The following is a 16,705-nucleotide window of genomic DNA, read 5'->3' as shown; positions in this document are numbered from 1 at the left end:
GAGCATGACCGAACCCGCCGCAGCGACCGGGAACCCTGATGCCGCAAGCGAACCCGCAGGCGCGGACCGCACCCGTCCACTGGCCGAGCGCATCGACGATCTGACCCGCGTGATCGCCCGCCAGGCCGCCACTCTGGAGCGGCTCACCGACGAGGCCAAGGCCCGCGCGCAGCGGGAACGCCTCGGCGCCGACCTGCCCCTGGTGGTCGAGCTGTTCGCCCTGTACAGCGATGCGCGGGCACTGGCGGGCACCGCCGGATCCGGCGCCGAGCGAACGGCTTTCGAGACCTTCGCGGCCCGCGTGGAACGACTGCTGATCGGACGCGGCGGGCAGATCGTCAGCCCCGCACCGGGCAGCGCCTTCGACGCGCTGACGATGGAGGCCGCCGACGTCACCGCCACCGCGGACCCGGCCGCCGACCGCACGGTCGACGCCGTGGTCGAACCCGGTCTGACCGTCGCCGACCGCTCGGTGCGGCCCGCCCGAGTGGTCGTCCGCCGCCATCGTCCGGACGGACAGGACTGACCACATCCGGCTCCGGTAGCCAGGAACATTTAAGCAATTGCTTGCAGAAATTAAGCACCGATGCTTAATCTCGGCGCATGACCTCTTCCGCCGCGACCGCGATCGTCACGGGCGCCGCCTCCGGGATCGGCCGCGCCCTCGTGACGCGGCTCCTGGAGCGGGGCGCCACCGTGTACGCCGCCGATCGCGATGCCGCCGGGCTCGACCGGCTGGTCACCAGCGACCGCCTCACGACCATGGTCACCGATGTCTCCGACCGGTCCGCCATTGCCGCCGTGATCGATCGCGCCGTCAGCGAAAAAGGCACGCTGGACCTGATTTTCAATAATGCGGGCATGGTGGTCGGCGGCGACTTCGAGGAGATGACCGAAGCGGCGTGGGACCGCATCATCGGCGTGAACCTGTGGGGTGTCATCCATGGCAGCCAGCTCGCCTACGCGGTCATGCGCAAACAGGGCAGCGGACACATTGTGAACACCGCCAGCAGTGCGGGCGTGCTGCCCGTCGCGCGGTCCACCGCCTATGCCGCCACCAAGCACGCCGTGGTCGGATTGAGCACCTCGCTGCGCGCCGAGGCCGCCGCACACGGCATTCGGGTCAGCGCGGTCCTGCCCGGCGTGGTCGACACCGGCATCTTCGACAGTGCGGTGAATCTCCCCGGCTACAACTACCGGGCCTCGATCGACAAACTGCCGTTCGCCAAGGTGACACCGCTCGACGCCGCGGACGCCATCCTGCACGGCGTCTCGAAGAACAAGCAGTTCATCACCTTTCCGGCCTACAACCGAATCATTATCGGGCTCAATCGACTCATGCCCGATGTGATGGCCCCGATCATCAATCGCGGAGGGCGACAATGACACCGGATATTCGCACCATCGATGTGGGACAGCCGATGACGCGGTTTGCGCGCGGCTGGCACTGTCTCGGCCTGGCCGAGAGCTTCCGGGACGGACAGCCGCACTCCATCAGCGCTTTCGGCACCAAGCTGGTGATCTGGGCGGACAGCACCGGGGCGTTGCACGCGCTCGACGGGTACTGCCGGCATATGGGCGCGGATCTGAGCTACGGGAGCATCAAGGGCGACAATATCGCCTGCCCGTTCCATGATTGGCGCTGGCGCGGCGACGGCAAGTGCGCCGCAATCCCTTACGCCCGCCGGGTGCCGCCGCTGGCCAAGACCCGCTCCTGGACCACCTGCGAGGAGAACGGGCAGTTCTTCGTCTGGAACGATCCGGAGGGCAATCCCCCGCAGCCCGAGGTCGCCATCCCGCACATCGAGGGCATGGGCACCGATCTATGGAGCGACTGGAGCTGGAACTCACTGCTCATCGAGGGTGCGCACTGCCGCGAAATCATCGACAACAACGTCGATATGGCGCACTTCTTCTATATCCACTTCGCCTATCCGGTGTTCTTCAAGAATGTGTTCGAGGGCCATGTGGCCACGCAGTTCCTGCATTCGAAGGGGCGGCCGGATATGCATACCGCCTCGAACTATTCGACCGAGATGCAGCTGTTGCGTTCGGAGGCTTCGTATTTCGGGCCATCCTACATGATCAACTACCTGCACAACGACTTCGGCGACAATACGGTGGAGGTGGCGCTGATCAACTGCCACTATCCGGTCACGCACAATTCGTTCATGCTGCAGTGGGGCGTCAGTGTGCAGCGCATCGACGGCCTGCCGCCGGAGAAATCGCAGAAGCTGGCCAAGGCGTTCGGCAAGAGCTTCGGCGTCGGCTTCCTGCAGGACGTCGAGATCTGGAAGCACAAGACCCGCATCGACAATCCGCTGCTCACCCAGGAGGACGGGCCGGTCTACCAGCACCGCCGCTGGTACGAGCAGTTCTACGTCGACGTCGCAGACATCACCCCGGACATGACCGCCCGCTTCGAATTCGAGGTCGACACCACACACGCCAATGAGAACTGGCGCGCCGAGGTCGCCGCCAACCTGGAAAAGCTTGCGGCGGAACAGAGTTAGGACACTGATAGGGCTCGTGACGGCCGCACAGTCAGCGCGGCCCCGTGACGGCGGCGGCCAGTAATTCGACCCCTGCCGGCAAGCTGCCGTCGGCGTCCGCGTCGATGAGGAACGTCTCCAGCGTTTCGCGAAAAGCGATGGCGGCGTGGGTCGGAGCGACATCCTTACGGTGCGCCAGCGCGACCGTACGGTGCAGGCCGGGCGCACCGCGGCCGCCGTCCAGCAGCAGCGGTGTGCCGCGCAGCCCGGGCCGGCCCGTCAAGACCGTGCTCGGGACGACCGCCACCCCGAGCCCCACCTCCACGAACCGCAGGACCGCGTCCATCTCCCCGCCCTCGACCGCGAAGCGGGGTTCGAATCCGGCGTGCCGGCACGCCGCGATCGTCGCCTCGCGCAGGTCGTATCCGGCCCGGAACATCACCAGCGGCCGGTCCCGCAGATCAGTGATGTGCAGGTGCGGCCGGTTCGGCAGCGACGTGTCATCGACGCGCGAGGCGACCACCAGGTTCTCCCGCAGCAGCGGGCTGGTGACCAGCGGCGTGTCCTCGGCGAGGGGCAGGATCACCAGGGCCAGGTCGAGCGCTCCCCTGGTCAGCTCCCGCACCAGATCACGCGAGCCGCCCTCTTCCACCAGCAGTCTGATTCCCGGATAGCCGTCGTGGAAGAGCCGCAGGGTGTCCGCCAGCAGTCCCGAGCACAGTGACGGCGTGGCTCCCAGCCGGACCCGGCCGCGCCGCAGTCCCGCGAGTTCCTGCACCTCGAGCCGCGCGGTGTCCACATCGGCCAGGATTCGATTGGCGAGCGGGAGCAGCGCCTCACCCGCCGGGGTCAGGGTGATATTCCCTCTGGCCCGGCTGAACAGCGGAGCGCCGAGCTCGGTCTCCAGCGCCCGGATCTGCTTGGACAGCGAAGGCTGCGCGACGCCCAGCGCCTCGGCCGCGTGCGTGAAATGCCTGGTCGTCGCCACGGCCAGGAAGTACGACAACTGCTGCAACTGCACGTTCGACAGCCTAGGACCACGCACTTGCGGCCTTCGACCCCGGAGCCGGTGACCGCGCCGCGGCGCGTTCTGGGGTGTGAAAGCCCTCACGCCACGAAACCCCTACGGGGCGTAGTAATTACGCCCGCAGCTTGCTGCATAGCCCGCGGCCATCGACACCAGAGCGTTGCGGACTTGGACCCGCCGCGCACTCCGGCCATATTTTCCGCTGGTGGCTATCGCAATACCCGCGCTGTACCGCTCGACGGTCGGCAAGAAGGCCGTCATGGCGGTGACCGGCGCCGTCCTCGTGCTGTTCCTGCTCGCGCATATGGCCGGCAATCTCAAGATCTTCCTGGGTGATTCGGACTTCGATCACTACGCCGGATGGCTGCGCACGCTGGGCGAGCCGGCACTGCCGCACCGGTGGCTGCTCACCGGAATGGAGATCGTGCTCACCGTGAGCGTGATTCTGCACATGTGGTCGGCGGTCTCCCTCGCCCGCACGGCGCGGCGCGCCAGACCCGTCCGGTACGCGGTCAAGAAGAAGTCGCACGCCCAGGGTTATGCCGTGCACACCATGCGGTACGGCGGCGTCATCATCCTGCTGTTCCTCATCTGGCATCTGCTCGACCTGACCTTCGGCGCGGTGAACCCCAAGGGCGGCAACTCCTCTCCGCATGCCAAGGTCGTCGCCGACTTCGAACCCTCACGCTGGTACATCACGCTGTTCTACGTCGTGGCGGTCGTCCTGGTGGGTGTGCACCTGCGGCACGGCATTCGCAGCGCCTTCCAAACACTCGGACTGGCGAGCAGCCGCAGTTATGCCCGCTACGACCTGCTCGCGGCCGCGGTCTCGGCGCTGCTGGTCGTCGGATTCCTCGCAGTCCCGATCGCCGTCACATTCGGATGGGTGAAGTAATCATGACCTGGTACAACAGCGGCGATCCGATCGCCGACAGCACCGCCCCGGCCGGACCGATCGCCGACCGCTGGACCACCCGTAAATTCGAGGCCAGGCTGGTCAACCCCGCGAACAAGCGGAAGAAGAAGATCATAATCATCGGCACCGGCCTGGCCGGCGGCGCGGCCGGCGCCACACTGGGTGAACAGGGCTATCACGTCATCCAGTTCTGCTTCCAGGACTCCCCGCGCCGGGCCCACTCGATCGCCGCGCAGGGCGGCATCAACGCCGCCAAGAACTATCGCAATGACGGCGACAGCGTGCACCGCCTGTTCTACGACACGGTCAAGGGCGGCGATTACCGTTCTCGCGAGTCGAATGTGCACCGCCTGGCCGAGATCTCCACGCAGATCATCGATCAGTGTGTCGCGCAGGGTGTTCCGTTCGCCCGGGAGTACGGCGGCCTGCTCGACAACCGATCCTTCGGCGGCACACAGGTTTCCCGTACCTTCTACGCCCGCGGTCAGACGGGTCAGCAACTGCTACTGGGCGCCTACCAGGCCCTGCTGCGCCAGGTCGATGCCGGCACTGTCGAACTGCACGCCCGGCACGAGATGCTCGATCTGATCATGGCCGACGGGGTGGCGCGGGGCGTGGTGGTTCGCGATCTCATCACCGGAGAGATCAAGTCCTACACCGCCGATGCGGTGGTGCTGGCCTCCGGCGGGTACAGCAACGTGTATTTCCTCTCGACCAATGCCATGGGCTCGAATGTCACCGCCTCCTGGCGTGCGCACAAGCACGGCGCGTACTTCGCCAACCCGTGCTTCACCCAGATCCACCCGACCTGCATTCCGGTCTCGGGCGAACACCAGTCGAAGCTGACCCTCATGTCGGAGTCGCTGCGCAATGACGGCCGGGTGTGGGTGCCGCAGCAGGCCGGTGACCACCGCGAGCCCCGCGATATCCCAGAGGATGAGCGCGATTACTACCTGGAGCGCATCTACCCGGCGTTCGGCAATCTGGTCCCCCGCGATATCGCCTCCCGGGCGGCCAAGAACGTCTGCGACGAGGGACGGGGTGTGGGTCCCGGCGGGCTCGGCGTCTACCTCGACTTCGCCGACGCGATCGGGCGGCTCGGCCTGGATGCGGTGAAAGCCAAGTACGGCAACCTCTTCACGATGTACGAGCGGATCACGGGCGAGAATCCGTACGAGCGGCCCATGCGCATCTACCCCGCCGTGCACTACACGATGGGTGGATTGTGGGTCGATTACGACCTCCGCTCGACCATCCCCGGTCTGTTCGTGATCGGCGAGGCCAATTTCTCCGATCACGGCGCCAACCGGCTCGGCGCGTCGGCGCTCATGCAGGGCCTGGCCGACGGGTACTTCGTACTCCCCACCACCATCGGCGACTATCTGGCCCGCGGCCTCGCCGGGGATGTCCCCGATACCGCGATCGCGGCAGCCGAGCGCCGGGTCACCTCGATGATCGGCAGACTGCTGTCGATCAACGGCGACCGCACGGTCGATTCCTTCCATCGCGAACTCGGCCACATCATGTGGGAGTACTGCGGGATGGAGCGGACCGAGGAGGGCCTGCGCAAGGCGCTCGACCTGATTCCCGCTCTGCGCGCGGAGTTCTGGGAGCGGGTCACGGTGCCGGGCTCGGGCGACGACCTCAATCAGTCGCTGGAACGCGCGGGCCGGGTGGCCGACTTCCTCGAACTGGCCGAGCTCATGGTGATCGACGCCCTGCATCGCACCGAATCCGCGGGCGGGCACTTCCGCGCGGAGTCGCGGACCGAGGACGGCGAGGCCAGGCGCGACGACCAGAACTTCTCCTATGTCGCCGCGTGGGAGTGGAACGACTCGGACGAGCCGCCGACGCTGCACCGGGAGGCGCTGAATTTCGAGTACGTCCACCCGACCACCCGGTCCTACAAGTAATAAGGGGTGTCACCCATGAAGCTCACACTGCGCATCTGGCGGCAGCGGGGTCCTCGGGACGAGGGCGGACTGATCGACTACCAGGTCGAGATCTCTTCCGACGCTTCGTTTCTGGAAATGCTCGATGTTCTCAACGAGCGTCTGACCGGCGCGGGCGAGGAGCCGATCGCCTTCGATCACGACTGCCGCGAGGGCATCTGCGGTATGTGCTCGCTCGTCATCGACGGCACTCCGCACGGCCCGGAGCAGGCGACCACCACCTGCCAGCTCCATATGCGCAAGTTCGCCGACGGCGACACCATCACGGTCGAACCGTGGCGGGCCAAGGCTTTTCCCGTCGTCAAGGATCTTGTTGTCGACCGCTCGGCGTTCGATAGGATCATTCAGGCGGGCGGCTACATCACCGCGCCGACCGGCGCCGCGCCCGAGGCCCACTCGGTGCCGGTCCCCAAACCCGATGCCGACTTCGCCTTCCAGGCCGCCGAATGCATCGGCTGCGGCGCCTGCGTGGCGGCCTGCCCCAATGGCTCGGCCATGCTGTTCACCGCCGCCAAGATCACCCACCTCGGACTGCTGCCGCAGGGACAGCCGGAGCGGTACTCGCGGGTGGCCGACATGCTGGAGACCCACGACGAGTTGGGGTTCGGCGGCTGCACCAATACCGGCGAGTGCACGCTCGCCTGCCCGAAGGAGATCCCCCAGGACGTGATCGGACGGCTCAACAGGGATCTGCTGCGCGCTGCCAGGAAGGGACGCTGATCAGGCCGGCCGTCCCGGCACATCCGCGCCCACCCGGGCCCAGCGCCCGGACAGTGCCCGCCACGATACGGCGGCGAGGCGCAGCACCATGAAAGCGACCAGCCCGGTCCAGATTCCGGCAATGCCCCAGTCGTAGACCAGCGATAGCCAGATGGCCGGGAGAAAGCCGAGCAGCGCCGATCCGAGGGTGGCATTGCGCAGGAAGGCGGCGTCGCCCGCACCGAGCAGCACGCCGTCCAGTGCGAAGACCACTCCGGCGATCGGAATGATGCCGACGAAGAACCACCACACCACGTGGGTGCGGTCCAGCACCGACGGATCGGTGGTGAACAGGTTCGGTATGACCGAGTATCCGGCCGCGAAGACCACGGCCAGCGCCACCGCGAACACCGTGGACCAGCCGGTAATGCGCCGCGCCAAACCCTGTGCGCCGCGCGCGTTTCCGGCTCCCAGGGCGGCGCCCACCAGGGTCTGCGCGGCAATGGCCAGCGAATCCAGGGTCAGGGCGAGGAAATTCCAGAGCTGCAGCACCAATTGGTGCGCGGCGACCGAGGCCGCCCCGAATCGGGAGGCCACCGCCGCTGCGGAGACGAAGCACGCCTGAAAGGACAGACTGCGCGCGATCAGGTCCCGCCCCAGCACCAATTGCGCCTTCATGATCGCACTATGCGGCGCCAGAGGCACTTTCGAGCGCCGGAGCGCCAGCACGAAAAGTACGGCGGTCACCACCTGCCCCGCCAGATTGGCCACCGCGGAGCCCTCCAGTTCCAGTCGCGGCGCACCCAGCAGCCCGTGCACCAGCATCGGGCACAGCACGCCCGAAAGCGCCAGCCCCGCAATCACATACAGCAGGGGCCGCCGCGTCTGCTGGACCCCGCGCATCCAGCCGTTGCCCGCCATCGACAGCAGAATCAACGGCACCCCGAACAGCGCGATGCGCAACCAGGACTCCGCGCCCGCCGCGATCTCGCTGCCACCGGCGATGGCGCGCGTCACCGGACCCGCGAAGACCTGCAGCACAAGAACAATCGCCAGCCCCACCCCGGCGGCGATCCAACTCGCCTGCACCCCTTCGCCGATCGCGCCGCGCTCATCCCCCGCCCCGTGCCGGCGCGAGGCTCGTGAGGTCGTCCCGTAACTCAGAAATGTCAACTGCGTACTGACCTGCGCCAGAATCAATCCGCCGACCGCCAGGCCGGCCAGCGCCAGCGCACCCAATCGGCCTACCACCGCCATATCGAACAGCAGGTAGATCGGCTCGGCGATCAATACGCCCAGGGTCGGCACGGCAATGCCGAGAATCCGGCCCGGCCCGGCCGCGGCCGGATCCGCACCGAGCCCCGACCGCGCCGACGCCGTCACGACATCGGCGAAGGCCTCCGCCGGGTCATCCCCGCCCTCCTCGTCGACACCGCTCATCCGATCACCATCGCACACAGCACCGGCCGAGAGGCCTGCCGGTGCTGTGGCGGCTGCTGGTTTCTAGCTGGTGAGCGCCTTTTCGAAGCCTGGCCAGGACCGGTGCAGATCCTCCTGCCAATAGCGCCAGGAGTGCGTGCCCGTGGGCCGCAGATCGAAGGTGGCCGGAATTCCGAGCTGCTGGAACCGCTCCTGCAGCTCCCGGGTGCACATGTTCATCACCGCTTCGAGCGGCGCGCCGAACAGCAGTTGCCAGGTGAGTTGGAGCAGATCACCGTGCGCGCCCTCGGGCGTATCGAACGGCCCCGGCACGCCCGTGCCGGTGGATACGTAGATCGCGGTGCCGCGCAGCCGATCGGCATGCAGGTAGGCGTCATTCGCCGCCCACCGCGCGTCACCGGGCGGACCCCACATATTGAACGCATTGCCGCGCTGCCGCCCCACCGCGGCGGTGACGAAGGCCTGCCCCTGCGGATCGCTGGTCCGCACGCACCCGCTGTAGGAGCCGATGGCCCGATACCGGCCCGGCGCGGCCAGCGCGAGCTGGAACACCGACGTCCCGGCCATCGAGATACCGGCGATGGCATCGGCGCCACTGCCGTGGAACGCCGCATCGACGACCGGCGGCAGCTCCCCGGTGAGGAAGGTCGACCACCTCGGGTGGCCGAGAATCGGGTCGTCGAATGCCCAATCGGTGAAATAGCTTCCGGCGCCGCCCACCGGGATCACCACATTGACCTGCTTGTCGCGGAAGAAGTCCGCCACATCGGTCTCGTCGTACCAGCTGCCGTCGACGCCGCCGTTCGCGCCGTTGAGCAGATAGAGGGTGGGTGCGGGTGCGTCCGGGTCGGCGGCGCGCAGGACCCGATTGCGGATGACGGTGTTCATGGCGGCGGAGTAGACGTAGACATCCGACACCCGATCGCGCACCGGCTCGATGCGGTCGAGATGCGAACCATCGGTCGCGGAATCCGGAGGCCCGCTGTGGCCCGTCGCCGCGGTCAGCATGCCGAGCAGCAATGCCAGCCATACAGCTGTGGTGCGGTATCGGATTGTGTGCCAGTGCAATTGGAGTCTGCGCCGCGTTCTCACAAGATTCCTCCCTCGACGACCTGCATGCTCGCCATGGGTGGCCGGTCCGCGACCGATACTGTGCTGACCGTCCGCCGCCAGGAGTTGCCCTCCGGCCGATACAGCGCCAGGCCGATACCCGAATCGTGGATGCCGAGCCGATCGAGCAGGGTGGCGATGAGCTGGCGGCTCATGACGGCCAGTTCATGGGTGGGGCGATTGCGATGAATGCGGGTGCCCAGATCGACCTGGGCAATGGCCTGCGCACCGTAGCGCTGCCAGGCGTCGATGAGAATGCCGATCTCGACGCCGTAGCCGGGCGCGAAAGGAATGCCGGTCAACAGCTTTCGGGTTGCGGCGTACTCACCGCCGAGCGGTTGCAGTACCTCGCCGAGTTCGGGCGCCAGCGCGGCGAGCAGCGGGCGCGCCACCAGCTGGGTGACTCGCCCGCCGCCGTCCGCATCACCGGAGGGGTCGGCGATGAGCGGCCGGCGGTAGTAGCCCTTCACCAGTTCGATGTGCTCCTCGAACAGCAGCGGAGCCAGTAGGGCCGGAACGAAGAGCGGATTCGGCGCCAGCAGATCGGAATCGATGAAGACAACGAGATCACCGGTGGTCACGGCCAGCGACCGCCACAGCACCTCACCCTTGCCCGGCCGTGGCGGTATTCCCGGCATCGCCTGCTCACGGGTGTAAACCGCAGTGGCGCCGGAGGCTTCGGCAATGGCCACGGTGTGATCGGTGGAACCGGAGTCGATGACCACCAGCTCGTCCACCAGTGTTCCCACCAGGCCGCGGATGGATCCGAGTACCCCGGCAATGGTGGCCTGCTCGTTCAGCGCCGGCAGCACGACCGAGACGGTGCGCCCGGCCTTGCGTTCGATCAGCTCCGGTATCGACCAATCCTGGTGAAACCAGATGATGTTGGCAGGAGTTCTCCGGTAGGTCATCGATCTATCCCTTCACCCGAATCGAGGATGGTGGTGTGCCAGTCCGGCCAGATATCGGACCAGGGGCGCAGCGGATGGTCACAGCGCCAGATGACGACGTGCCGGGTGATGCCCGGGAATCCGAGTGGGGCGTCCAACCGGGAGATCGGCCGAACCTCGGAGAACGTCTGGCGCAGTGACGTTTCCGCCGAGTTCGAACCGACGTAGAGCACGGTGGTCGCGGTCTCCGGCGGGCTCCCGAAGTAGGCGAACCCCCGGTTCGCGCTGTACACCGGCGGCAGGCCGACGCCGAACTCATCGAGAGCTGCTGCCTGCCAATAGTTCTGGGCGATGAGGACGACATGCGAACTCGCATCCGGGTCCAAGCCAAGCACCGCCGCATCGACGGCTGTCACCATTTCCGCCCAGCCGCTCACACCGAACATTCGCATTCGCAGGGACACGGCGCGCTGCGTGTCCGCGGGCTCGCGCAGTGACGATGCGGGCAAGGGGAGCAGGACAACCACGGCCAGGGCGATCACCATCGACACTGCGGCCACGCCACGACCGGCAATGTCGAGCCAGGTGCGCCGATCGCGATCGGCGTACCACACCGCGCCTGCCGCGAGCAGTACCGGGAACAGGCCCGCCAGATAGTAGGGCCTGGAGTCGGTGACCACCACGAACAGCGCCTGCACCAGCACCGCGACCGCGGCAAATCGATAGGGGCGCAAGGCCGGAGACCGCAGCAGCGCCCACAGTCCGGCGGCGGCCGCCGGGCATCCGCACACCCCGAGCAGCAGTGCCCACTGCATCGGCAATCCGCCCACACCGCCGGTCGCCGCCCGCTGCTCAGCCGCGATGACCGGACCCATGGCCAGCTGTGGCCAGCCGTGCCGCACCTGCCACCACAGACTCGGGACCGCGGAGAGCCCGGCCGCCGATATCCCCGCCCACAGCAGCGGGCGGCGGCACACCGCACGCGGACCGAAGATGAGCAATCCCAGCACAATTCCGGCGCCGAGGACCGGTAGCAGCAGCTTCACCTGTAGGTCGACAGCGGCAATGACCGCAGCGCCGAGGAGCAGCCGATCGTCACGAATTCTACTCCAGCGCACCAGTATCCAGAGCAGTGCGGCGGACAAGGTGGCATCGATCGCGAAGGTGGACAGCGTGGCCGCCGCCGTGATCAGGAAGGGACTCGTGGCGTACGCGAGCGCCGCCATTCGCTGCGCGCCTCGGCCGCCCCCGAACTCCCGCGCCAGCGCGGCGCACACCCAGATCGACGCCACCGCGCACACAATCGACGGAATCCGCAGCACGGTAACCGATTCCGGCGCCATCCAGCCCGCTGCGCGGGCCAGCACCGGCACCAGCGGCCCCTGATCCGCATACCCGACCGCAAGATGCCGCCCAGCCGAGAGGAAGTACAGCTCGTCCCCGAAGTAGCCGTACCGTCCCGCCCGCAGGCACAGCACCACCGCCGTCACCCCCGTGATCACACCCACCCACCGTACGTCCCACGGCGGCAACGCATCTCGGATGATCCCGTACCGGGAGTCATCGGCAGAGGGACCGGGTTTCAGCGACATGGCCGTTCCGGAACCAGCTGCCGACCGCGCTGCCTTCCCGCCGGCAGGGGTTGCGACCCGCTGCGGCGCATCCGCTCCGGCGGCAGTCTCCTGCTGCTGCGGCCCGGTGTTCATGTCCGCCGCCCGGGCAGCGCGAGTGTGAGCACGGCGAGTAGCGCGGATACTCCGGCCATGATCCAGAGCACGGTGGTGAGCGCGGCGAGATAGGACTGCGCCGCGACCCGGGCGAAGAACACCATCCCCAGCACGGCCACCCCCACCGAACTGCCGACCTGCTGCACCGTCGGCACGATCCCCGACGCCGATCCGGCAGCACGATCGGCCACTCCGGCAATCATCAACGGCGGCAGCGGTGCGGCGAACCAGCCCATACCCGCACCGGCCGCGCATACCGGCCACACCAATTCTCGGATGTCCAACCCGGCCCCTGCCGCGTGCACGGTGCTCGCTATCGCCCCCAACCCGACAGCGAACACCGTCACTCCGAGGGTCAGCGCCCGGTTTCCGAACCACGACACCAGCATCGGCGACGACAGCGCCCCGGCGACCGCACCGACCGCGAACGGCAACATGACCAGCCCGGTATGTGACGCGGACCAGCCCAACCCCGACTGTGTCGTCACCGACACCGTGAACAGCAACGCGGTGAAGACCCCGTAGAACACCGCCATGAGCACGGCCCCCACCCCGAACCCGCGATCAGCAAACAACTCCAGCCGCACCAGCGGCTCCAACCCCCGGTCCACCCGCCGCCGCTGCCCGGCTACGAATACCGCTAGCACCGGCCCCGAAAGCCCCAGCAATACGAACATCCCCGGTGGCCACCCCAACTCCCGTCCATAGGTCAGCGGATAAACCAGCAATCCCAGCCCCGCAGCCGACAGCACCGCCCCCCACACATCAAGCCGTCGCACCGCCCCCGCAGCGGCACCCGAGTACACATCCTCCCCGACCACTGCGGCAGCACCCGAGCGCGCACACTCCGCCACCGGCTGCCCTGCTTCCGAAACAGCGTGCGCGGCATACCCAACCGGCATCCCCGGCAGGTAGGCCGAATGCCTGGCAGCTCCCTCGGGCCGCCCGGGATTTCCCGGCAAGAGCCCGCGGCCCGCTGCTCGCCGCCCGAGGCTTCTCTCCCCTGATCCGAGCCGGTCCGCCGATCGCCCGGACTCCCTACTCGGCTGTGTGGAGTCCCCGTTGGCGTGCGCGGCCTCTGCTACCGAGCTCTCTGCCGGTGCGCGCCGAATCGCCAGGGCCACAGCAACTCCGGCTAGCGGGATATTGATCAGAAAAACGGCTCGCCAGCCCAGGGAGAGCGGGTTCGCGTCTATCAGCGCGCCGCCGAGGGTGGGTCCGGTCATGCCGGCAAGGCCGGCTACCGCGCCGTAGAGGCCGAAGGCGGTGGCTCGCGCCTGCTGCGGGAACGCGGCGGTGATGATGGCGATGGTCTGGGCGGAGGCCAGGGCGGCGGCTATGCCCGACACGGCTCGGGCCATCACTAATTCCGTTGCACTGGAGCATATTCCGCACCAGAGAGAGGCGACGGCAAATCCGGCCAGGGCGGCCGGGAAGACGAGCCGCCTGCCGAGCACGTCGCCTATGCGGGCGGCGGTCGGCAGGGCGCAGGCGAAGGTCAGGCCGTAGGCGCTGACAATGAGTAGTTCGGCGGACGAGCTCGCCCCGAGATCCCGGGCCAGCGCGGGCATGGCGGTATGCACGATGGTCAGGTCCAGCATTTGCATGAATACCGCGATCAGGCACGCCGACAGGGCAATCCACGCCCCCGGAGATCTCGTGGCGCCCGCGTCGCCGGTCCGGTCCGATTCCCGGACGGTCATGACAGCGCCGGGACCCGGACCGCGTAGTCCCCGTCGGCGGCCACCGTCGTGACGATGGTGACCAGCTTCTGCACATACCGGTCGACCGAGGCGTGCGCCTGCGGAGTGTCGGGGAACAGCAGGGTCAGGGTGGTCACATCGTTCATGCGATTGACCCAGAGAAAGACCTCACCGGAGCTGCCGTCGCTGCCGTACAGCCCGCCCTTGATCGCGTCGAACATCTCCGCACCGGCCATTTTCCGGACATCGACGTAGGACACCATGGGCGCCGCGAAACCCGGGCGGGTCCGAATGCCGAGGTCGGGCGTGACCAGCTCCAGCACCCGGTGCAGTGAGATATCCGTGAGGTCCCGGGCCCGCTCGGTCGCCTCCTGTGCCGCCGCCACCAGCGCGGTGAAGGTGTCCACGGACTCCACCGGGACCACCACCGGAATGAGATTGGTGTACCAGCCCACCGAGTCCATCTCCCCCGGCAGGAATCGGGTGTTGGCCGGGGTGAAGCCGAAATAGCTTTCCCTACCGGTCAATTCGAATTCCGCGAGCGCGACCGCCGCGAACAAGCCGCCGAAGAATCGGCCGCCGTGCTCCTCGCACACCTGCTCGAAGCGCAGCATATCGGCCTCGCTCAGCAGCGGAATGGTGAGCTGCGCACCCCGGGTGTAGCCGCCGTCCGCGCCCAGATCGAGCGGGAAGTGCGGCACCTGACCGTCATTGCGCCGCAACAGCTCCACCCACCGGGCGACCGCGGCCGACTCCAGGGTGAGCTGCCCGTTGAGGCGGCGCTCCCGGGCGCAGTAGCCGATATGACCGTCGACCGGCGGCAAAGCCAGTGTGCCACCGGATATTTCGGTGCCGTACAGCAGCAGCAGTTCCACACACGAGAGCGCCTGCGCCACACCGTCGGTGTGCAGATGATCGACGGCCGCGTACACGGTGAACGAACCGGGACGCTCGATGATCCCGAAGGAGAAGCAATCCCATTCGAAGGGGCCCGGCGTCTCGGCCTGCACCCGTTCGCGCAGCGCGCCGAGATCGGTGAACTCACCGTACGTGGCAGGCGTGAAATCGATATCCGCCGGATCCGTCACATGGCGCACGAACCACTCACCGCGCTCCGGCGCGAACCAGCTGTGAAAGGTGTCGTGCCTGCGCAGGAACGCATTCACCGTGGCAGTCATGGCCCGCTGGTCCGGCACTCCGGGAATATCGAACGAGATCATGCATATTCGCGAAACCCGTAATCCCGCAACGTCATTACGCTGTGCCGCCCGCAGATACGCCTCCTGCTGATACGACGGGCCCACGTCGTGCGCGGGCGCCCGCCGCACCGCCGCCCGCGATTGCGGCGATGCGGTCCAGGTGGTGAGCCGGCCCGGCTCCGGATGCCAGTCGTCGAACAAACCGAATGCGACCATGATGACCCTCGATTCCTACAGCTGAGAACCACGCGTCACCGCCGGAATCATGTGTCCGGGGGTAACAGGTTTTCGAGTGAACGGCACGCGGCGGCACCCTGACCAGCGCCGCGCCGAAAGTCTGTGATCATTCCCAAGCCTGTGTGCCGTCGACCGGACGGTCTCCCAAAGCTTCGCGACATTCATTGTCGCGGCATTGCTTTGGTCCTAACGTGACCAGCCGACCGGCTCCACTCCAGACGATCGGAGGTCTCGGGTGAAGGCAGCAGTCCCGCTCGTCTCGCTCACACTCGCCCTCGCGCTGCCCTGGCTGGGTGTCGCGGCTCCGGCACGAGCGGAGCCCGCGCCACCGGCCGCGGTGCTGGCGGCCGCACACCTGGCACCGGACGGTTCCGGCGTGATCGCGGTGACCGAGGACTCCGGCGGCCTGCTCGACATGCGGGTGCACTCCACCGCCATGGATGCCGATATCGCGCTGAAAGTCCTTCGCGCACCGGATGGTTCGTCTCCCGCGCCGACCCTCTACCTGCTCAACGGCGCCGCCGGCGGCTCCGATGCCAGCAGTTGGACGGATCAGACCGATATCGTCGATTTCTTCCGCGACAAGCAGGTCACGGTGGTCGTGCCATTGGGCGGCAGTGGCAGCTACTTCACCGATTGGCGGACCGATGATCCCGCGCTGGGCCGGGTGCGGTGGAGCACCTTTCTCACCCAGGAGTTGCCGCCCATTATCGATTCGGCGCTGAACGGCAGCGGCGCGAACGCCGTCGCGGGCATCTCCATGGCGGGCACCTCGGTCTTCCAGCTCGCGCTCGACGCACCCGGCAGGTACCGCGCCATCGGCTCCTACAGCGGCTGCGCCCGCACCAGCGACCCCATCGGCCAGGCCTTCGTCGATGCCGTGGTGCTGCGCTGGCATGGCAATCCCGCCAATATGTGGGGCCCACCGGGTGATCCGGCCTGGACCGCCAACGACCCCTACCTGCATGCCGACCGGCTCCGCGGCACAGCCGTCTACGTCTCGACCGGCAATGGACTCCCGGGCCCACTCGACACTCTCGACGGGCCCGGAATACACGGCAGCGCAGCAAAACTCGTCGGCCAGCTCACCAGCGGCGGCGTGCTCGAAGCCATTACCGATCAGTGCGCGCTGGCGCTCCGCGACCGTCTCCAAACCCTGGGCATCCCAGCCACTTTCAACCTCCGCCCGGCCGGAACCCACTCCTGGGGTTACTGGCAGCAGGATCTGCACGACTCCTGGCCCCTGTTCGCCCGCGCGCTGCACGGGTGATCAACACCGCGCCGCAGCAAAAAGACCTACACCGAATCGGGCA

Annotated in this window: 14 protein-coding genes; 7 read left to right on the top strand and 7 right to left on the bottom strand. The window is 67.5% G+C overall.

Translation table 11 applies throughout. The features are described from left to right. Nucleotides 1-4: 4 nt before the first annotated feature. The 3 genes from grpE (at nt 5) to ABZX86_RS33830 (ending at nt 2,513) form a co-directional block, all read left to right on the top strand. Nucleotides 5-526: a nucleotide exchange factor GrpE gene (gene grpE, locus ABZX86_RS33840; protein WP_355129478.1), complete on the top strand. Its 522-nt coding sequence runs from the start codon at nt 5-7 to the stop codon at nt 524-526. A 77-nt stretch (nt 527-603) separates the two neighbouring features. Further along, nucleotides 604-1,386, top strand: coding sequence for an SDR family oxidoreductase (locus tag ABZX86_RS33835; protein ID WP_355129476.1), 783 nt, complete (start codon nt 604-606; stop codon nt 1,384-1,386). After that, nucleotides 1,383-2,513, top strand: coding sequence for a Rieske 2Fe-2S domain-containing protein (locus tag ABZX86_RS33830; RefSeq protein ID WP_355129474.1), 1,131 nt, complete (start codon nt 1,383-1,385; stop codon nt 2,511-2,513). The genes ABZX86_RS33835 and ABZX86_RS33830 overlap by 4 nt, the downstream gene beginning before the upstream one ends. 31 nt (nt 2,514-2,544) lie before the next feature. Here the strand turns inward: ABZX86_RS33830 and ABZX86_RS33825 are convergent, their stop codons facing one another. Next, on the bottom strand, nt 2,545-3,513 hold the full coding sequence (locus tag ABZX86_RS33825) for a LysR substrate-binding domain-containing protein (protein ID WP_355129472.1): 969 nt from the start codon (nt 3,511-3,513) through the stop codon (nt 2,545-2,547). 211 nt (nt 3,514-3,724) lie between these two features. Here ABZX86_RS33825 and ABZX86_RS33820 point away from each other — a divergent pair, with 211 nt between their 5' ends. The 3 genes from ABZX86_RS33820 to ABZX86_RS33810 are packed head-to-tail and all read left to right on the top strand — an operon-like array spanning nt 3,725 to nt 7,107. Further along, nucleotides 3,725-4,414 carry a succinate dehydrogenase cytochrome b subunit gene (locus ABZX86_RS33820; protein ID WP_355129470.1) on the top strand — a complete coding sequence of 230 codons (690 nt, stop codon included), beginning with the start codon at nt 3,725-3,727 and terminating at the stop codon, nt 4,412-4,414. 2 nt (nt 4,415-4,416) lie between these two features. After that, entirely contained in the window at nt 4,417-6,348 is a 1,932-nt protein-coding gene (locus tag ABZX86_RS33815; RefSeq protein ID WP_355129468.1) for a fumarate reductase/succinate dehydrogenase flavoprotein subunit, read from the top strand. A 15-nt stretch (nt 6,349-6,363) separates the two neighbouring features. Further along, nucleotides 6,364-7,107, top strand: a complete 744-nt coding sequence (locus ABZX86_RS33810; RefSeq protein WP_355129466.1) for a succinate dehydrogenase/fumarate reductase iron-sulfur subunit — start codon at nt 6,364-6,366, stop codon at nt 7,105-7,107. Here ABZX86_RS33810 and ABZX86_RS33805 read toward each other — a convergent pair whose 3' ends face one another. From ABZX86_RS33805 to ABZX86_RS33780, 6 genes are all read right to left on the bottom strand, one after another. Beyond that, a complete protein-coding gene (locus ABZX86_RS33805) occupies nt 7,108-8,526 on the bottom strand; it encodes an MATE family efflux transporter (protein WP_355129464.1) in 1,419 nt (472 codons plus the stop codon). A 63-nt stretch (nt 8,527-8,589) separates the two neighbouring features. Beyond that, nucleotides 8,590-9,534: an alpha/beta hydrolase family protein gene (locus ABZX86_RS33800; RefSeq protein WP_355129711.1), complete on the bottom strand. Its 945-nt coding sequence runs from the start codon at nt 9,532-9,534 to the stop codon at nt 8,590-8,592. A gap of 80 nt (nt 9,535-9,614) precedes the next feature. Further along, the gene (locus ABZX86_RS33795) at nt 9,615-10,547 is read right to left on the bottom strand and encodes a glucosyl-3-phosphoglycerate synthase (RefSeq protein WP_355129462.1); all 933 of its coding nucleotides are present in this window, start codon (nt 10,545-10,547) and stop codon (nt 9,615-9,617) included. Continuing rightward, on the bottom strand, nt 10,544-12,028 hold the full coding sequence (locus ABZX86_RS33790) for a glycosyltransferase family 39 protein (protein WP_355129460.1): 1,485 nt from the start codon (nt 12,026-12,028) through the stop codon (nt 10,544-10,546). Before ABZX86_RS33790 ends, ABZX86_RS33795 begins: the two co-directional genes overlap by 4 nt. Before the next feature lie 200 nt (nt 12,029-12,228). Continuing rightward, entirely contained in the window at nt 12,229-13,956 is a 1,728-nt protein-coding gene (locus tag ABZX86_RS33785; protein ID WP_355129458.1) for an MFS transporter, read from the bottom strand. After that, entirely contained in the window at nt 13,953-15,371 is a 1,419-nt protein-coding gene (locus tag ABZX86_RS33780; RefSeq protein WP_355129456.1) for a condensation domain-containing protein, read from the bottom strand. Before ABZX86_RS33780 ends, ABZX86_RS33785 begins: the two co-directional genes overlap by 4 nt. A gap of 256 nt (nt 15,372-15,627) precedes the next feature. Between ABZX86_RS33780 and ABZX86_RS33775 the strand changes: the two genes are divergently transcribed. Next, nucleotides 15,628-16,662 carry an alpha/beta hydrolase family protein gene (locus ABZX86_RS33775; RefSeq protein WP_355129454.1) on the top strand — a complete coding sequence of 345 codons (1,035 nt, stop codon included), beginning with the start codon at nt 15,628-15,630 and terminating at the stop codon, nt 16,660-16,662. Nucleotides 16,663-16,705 lie beyond the last annotated feature (43 nt).

Origin of the sequence: Nocardia sp. NPDC006630, assembly GCF_040611495.1 — a bacterium.
Classification (GTDB): domain Bacteria; phylum Actinomycetota; class Actinomycetes; order Mycobacteriales; family Mycobacteriaceae; genus Nocardia.
The sequence above is the reverse complement of the archived record's forward strand: the minus strand, read 5'-3'. Positions and strand labels throughout refer to the sequence as shown.

Bases quoted from the DNA above. Each gene is read 5' to 3' on its own strand.
- ABZX86_RS33815 (WP_355129468.1), top strand. From the start codon at position 4,417: ATGACCTGGTACAACAGCGGCGATCCGATCGCCGACAGCACCGCCCCG.
- ABZX86_RS33795 (WP_355129462.1), bottom strand. From the start codon at position 10,547: ATGACCTACCGGAGAACTCCTGCCAACATCATCTGGTTTCACCAGGAT.
- ABZX86_RS33780 (WP_355129456.1), bottom strand. From the start codon at position 15,371: ATGGTCGCATTCGGTTTGTTCGACGACTGGCATCCGGAGCCGGGCCGG.
- ABZX86_RS33800 (WP_355129711.1), bottom strand. From the start codon at position 9,534: ATGCTGACCGCGGCGACGGGCCACAGCGGGCCTCCGGATTCCGCGACC.
- ABZX86_RS33805 (WP_355129464.1), bottom strand. From the start codon at position 8,526: ATGAGCGGTGTCGACGAGGAGGGCGGGGATGACCCGGCGGAGGCCTTC.
- ABZX86_RS33785 (WP_355129458.1), bottom strand. From the start codon at position 13,956: ATGACCGTCCGGGAATCGGACCGGACCGGCGACGCGGGCGCCACGAGA.
- grpE (WP_355129478.1), top strand. From the start codon at position 5: ATGACCGAACCCGCCGCAGCGACCGGGAACCCTGATGCCGCAAGCGAA.
- ABZX86_RS33830 (WP_355129474.1), top strand. From the start codon at position 1,383: ATGACACCGGATATTCGCACCATCGATGTGGGACAGCCGATGACGCGG.
- ABZX86_RS33835 (WP_355129476.1), top strand. From the start codon at position 604: ATGACCTCTTCCGCCGCGACCGCGATCGTCACGGGCGCCGCCTCCGGG.
- ABZX86_RS33810 (WP_355129466.1), top strand. From the start codon at position 6,364: ATGAAGCTCACACTGCGCATCTGGCGGCAGCGGGGTCCTCGGGACGAG.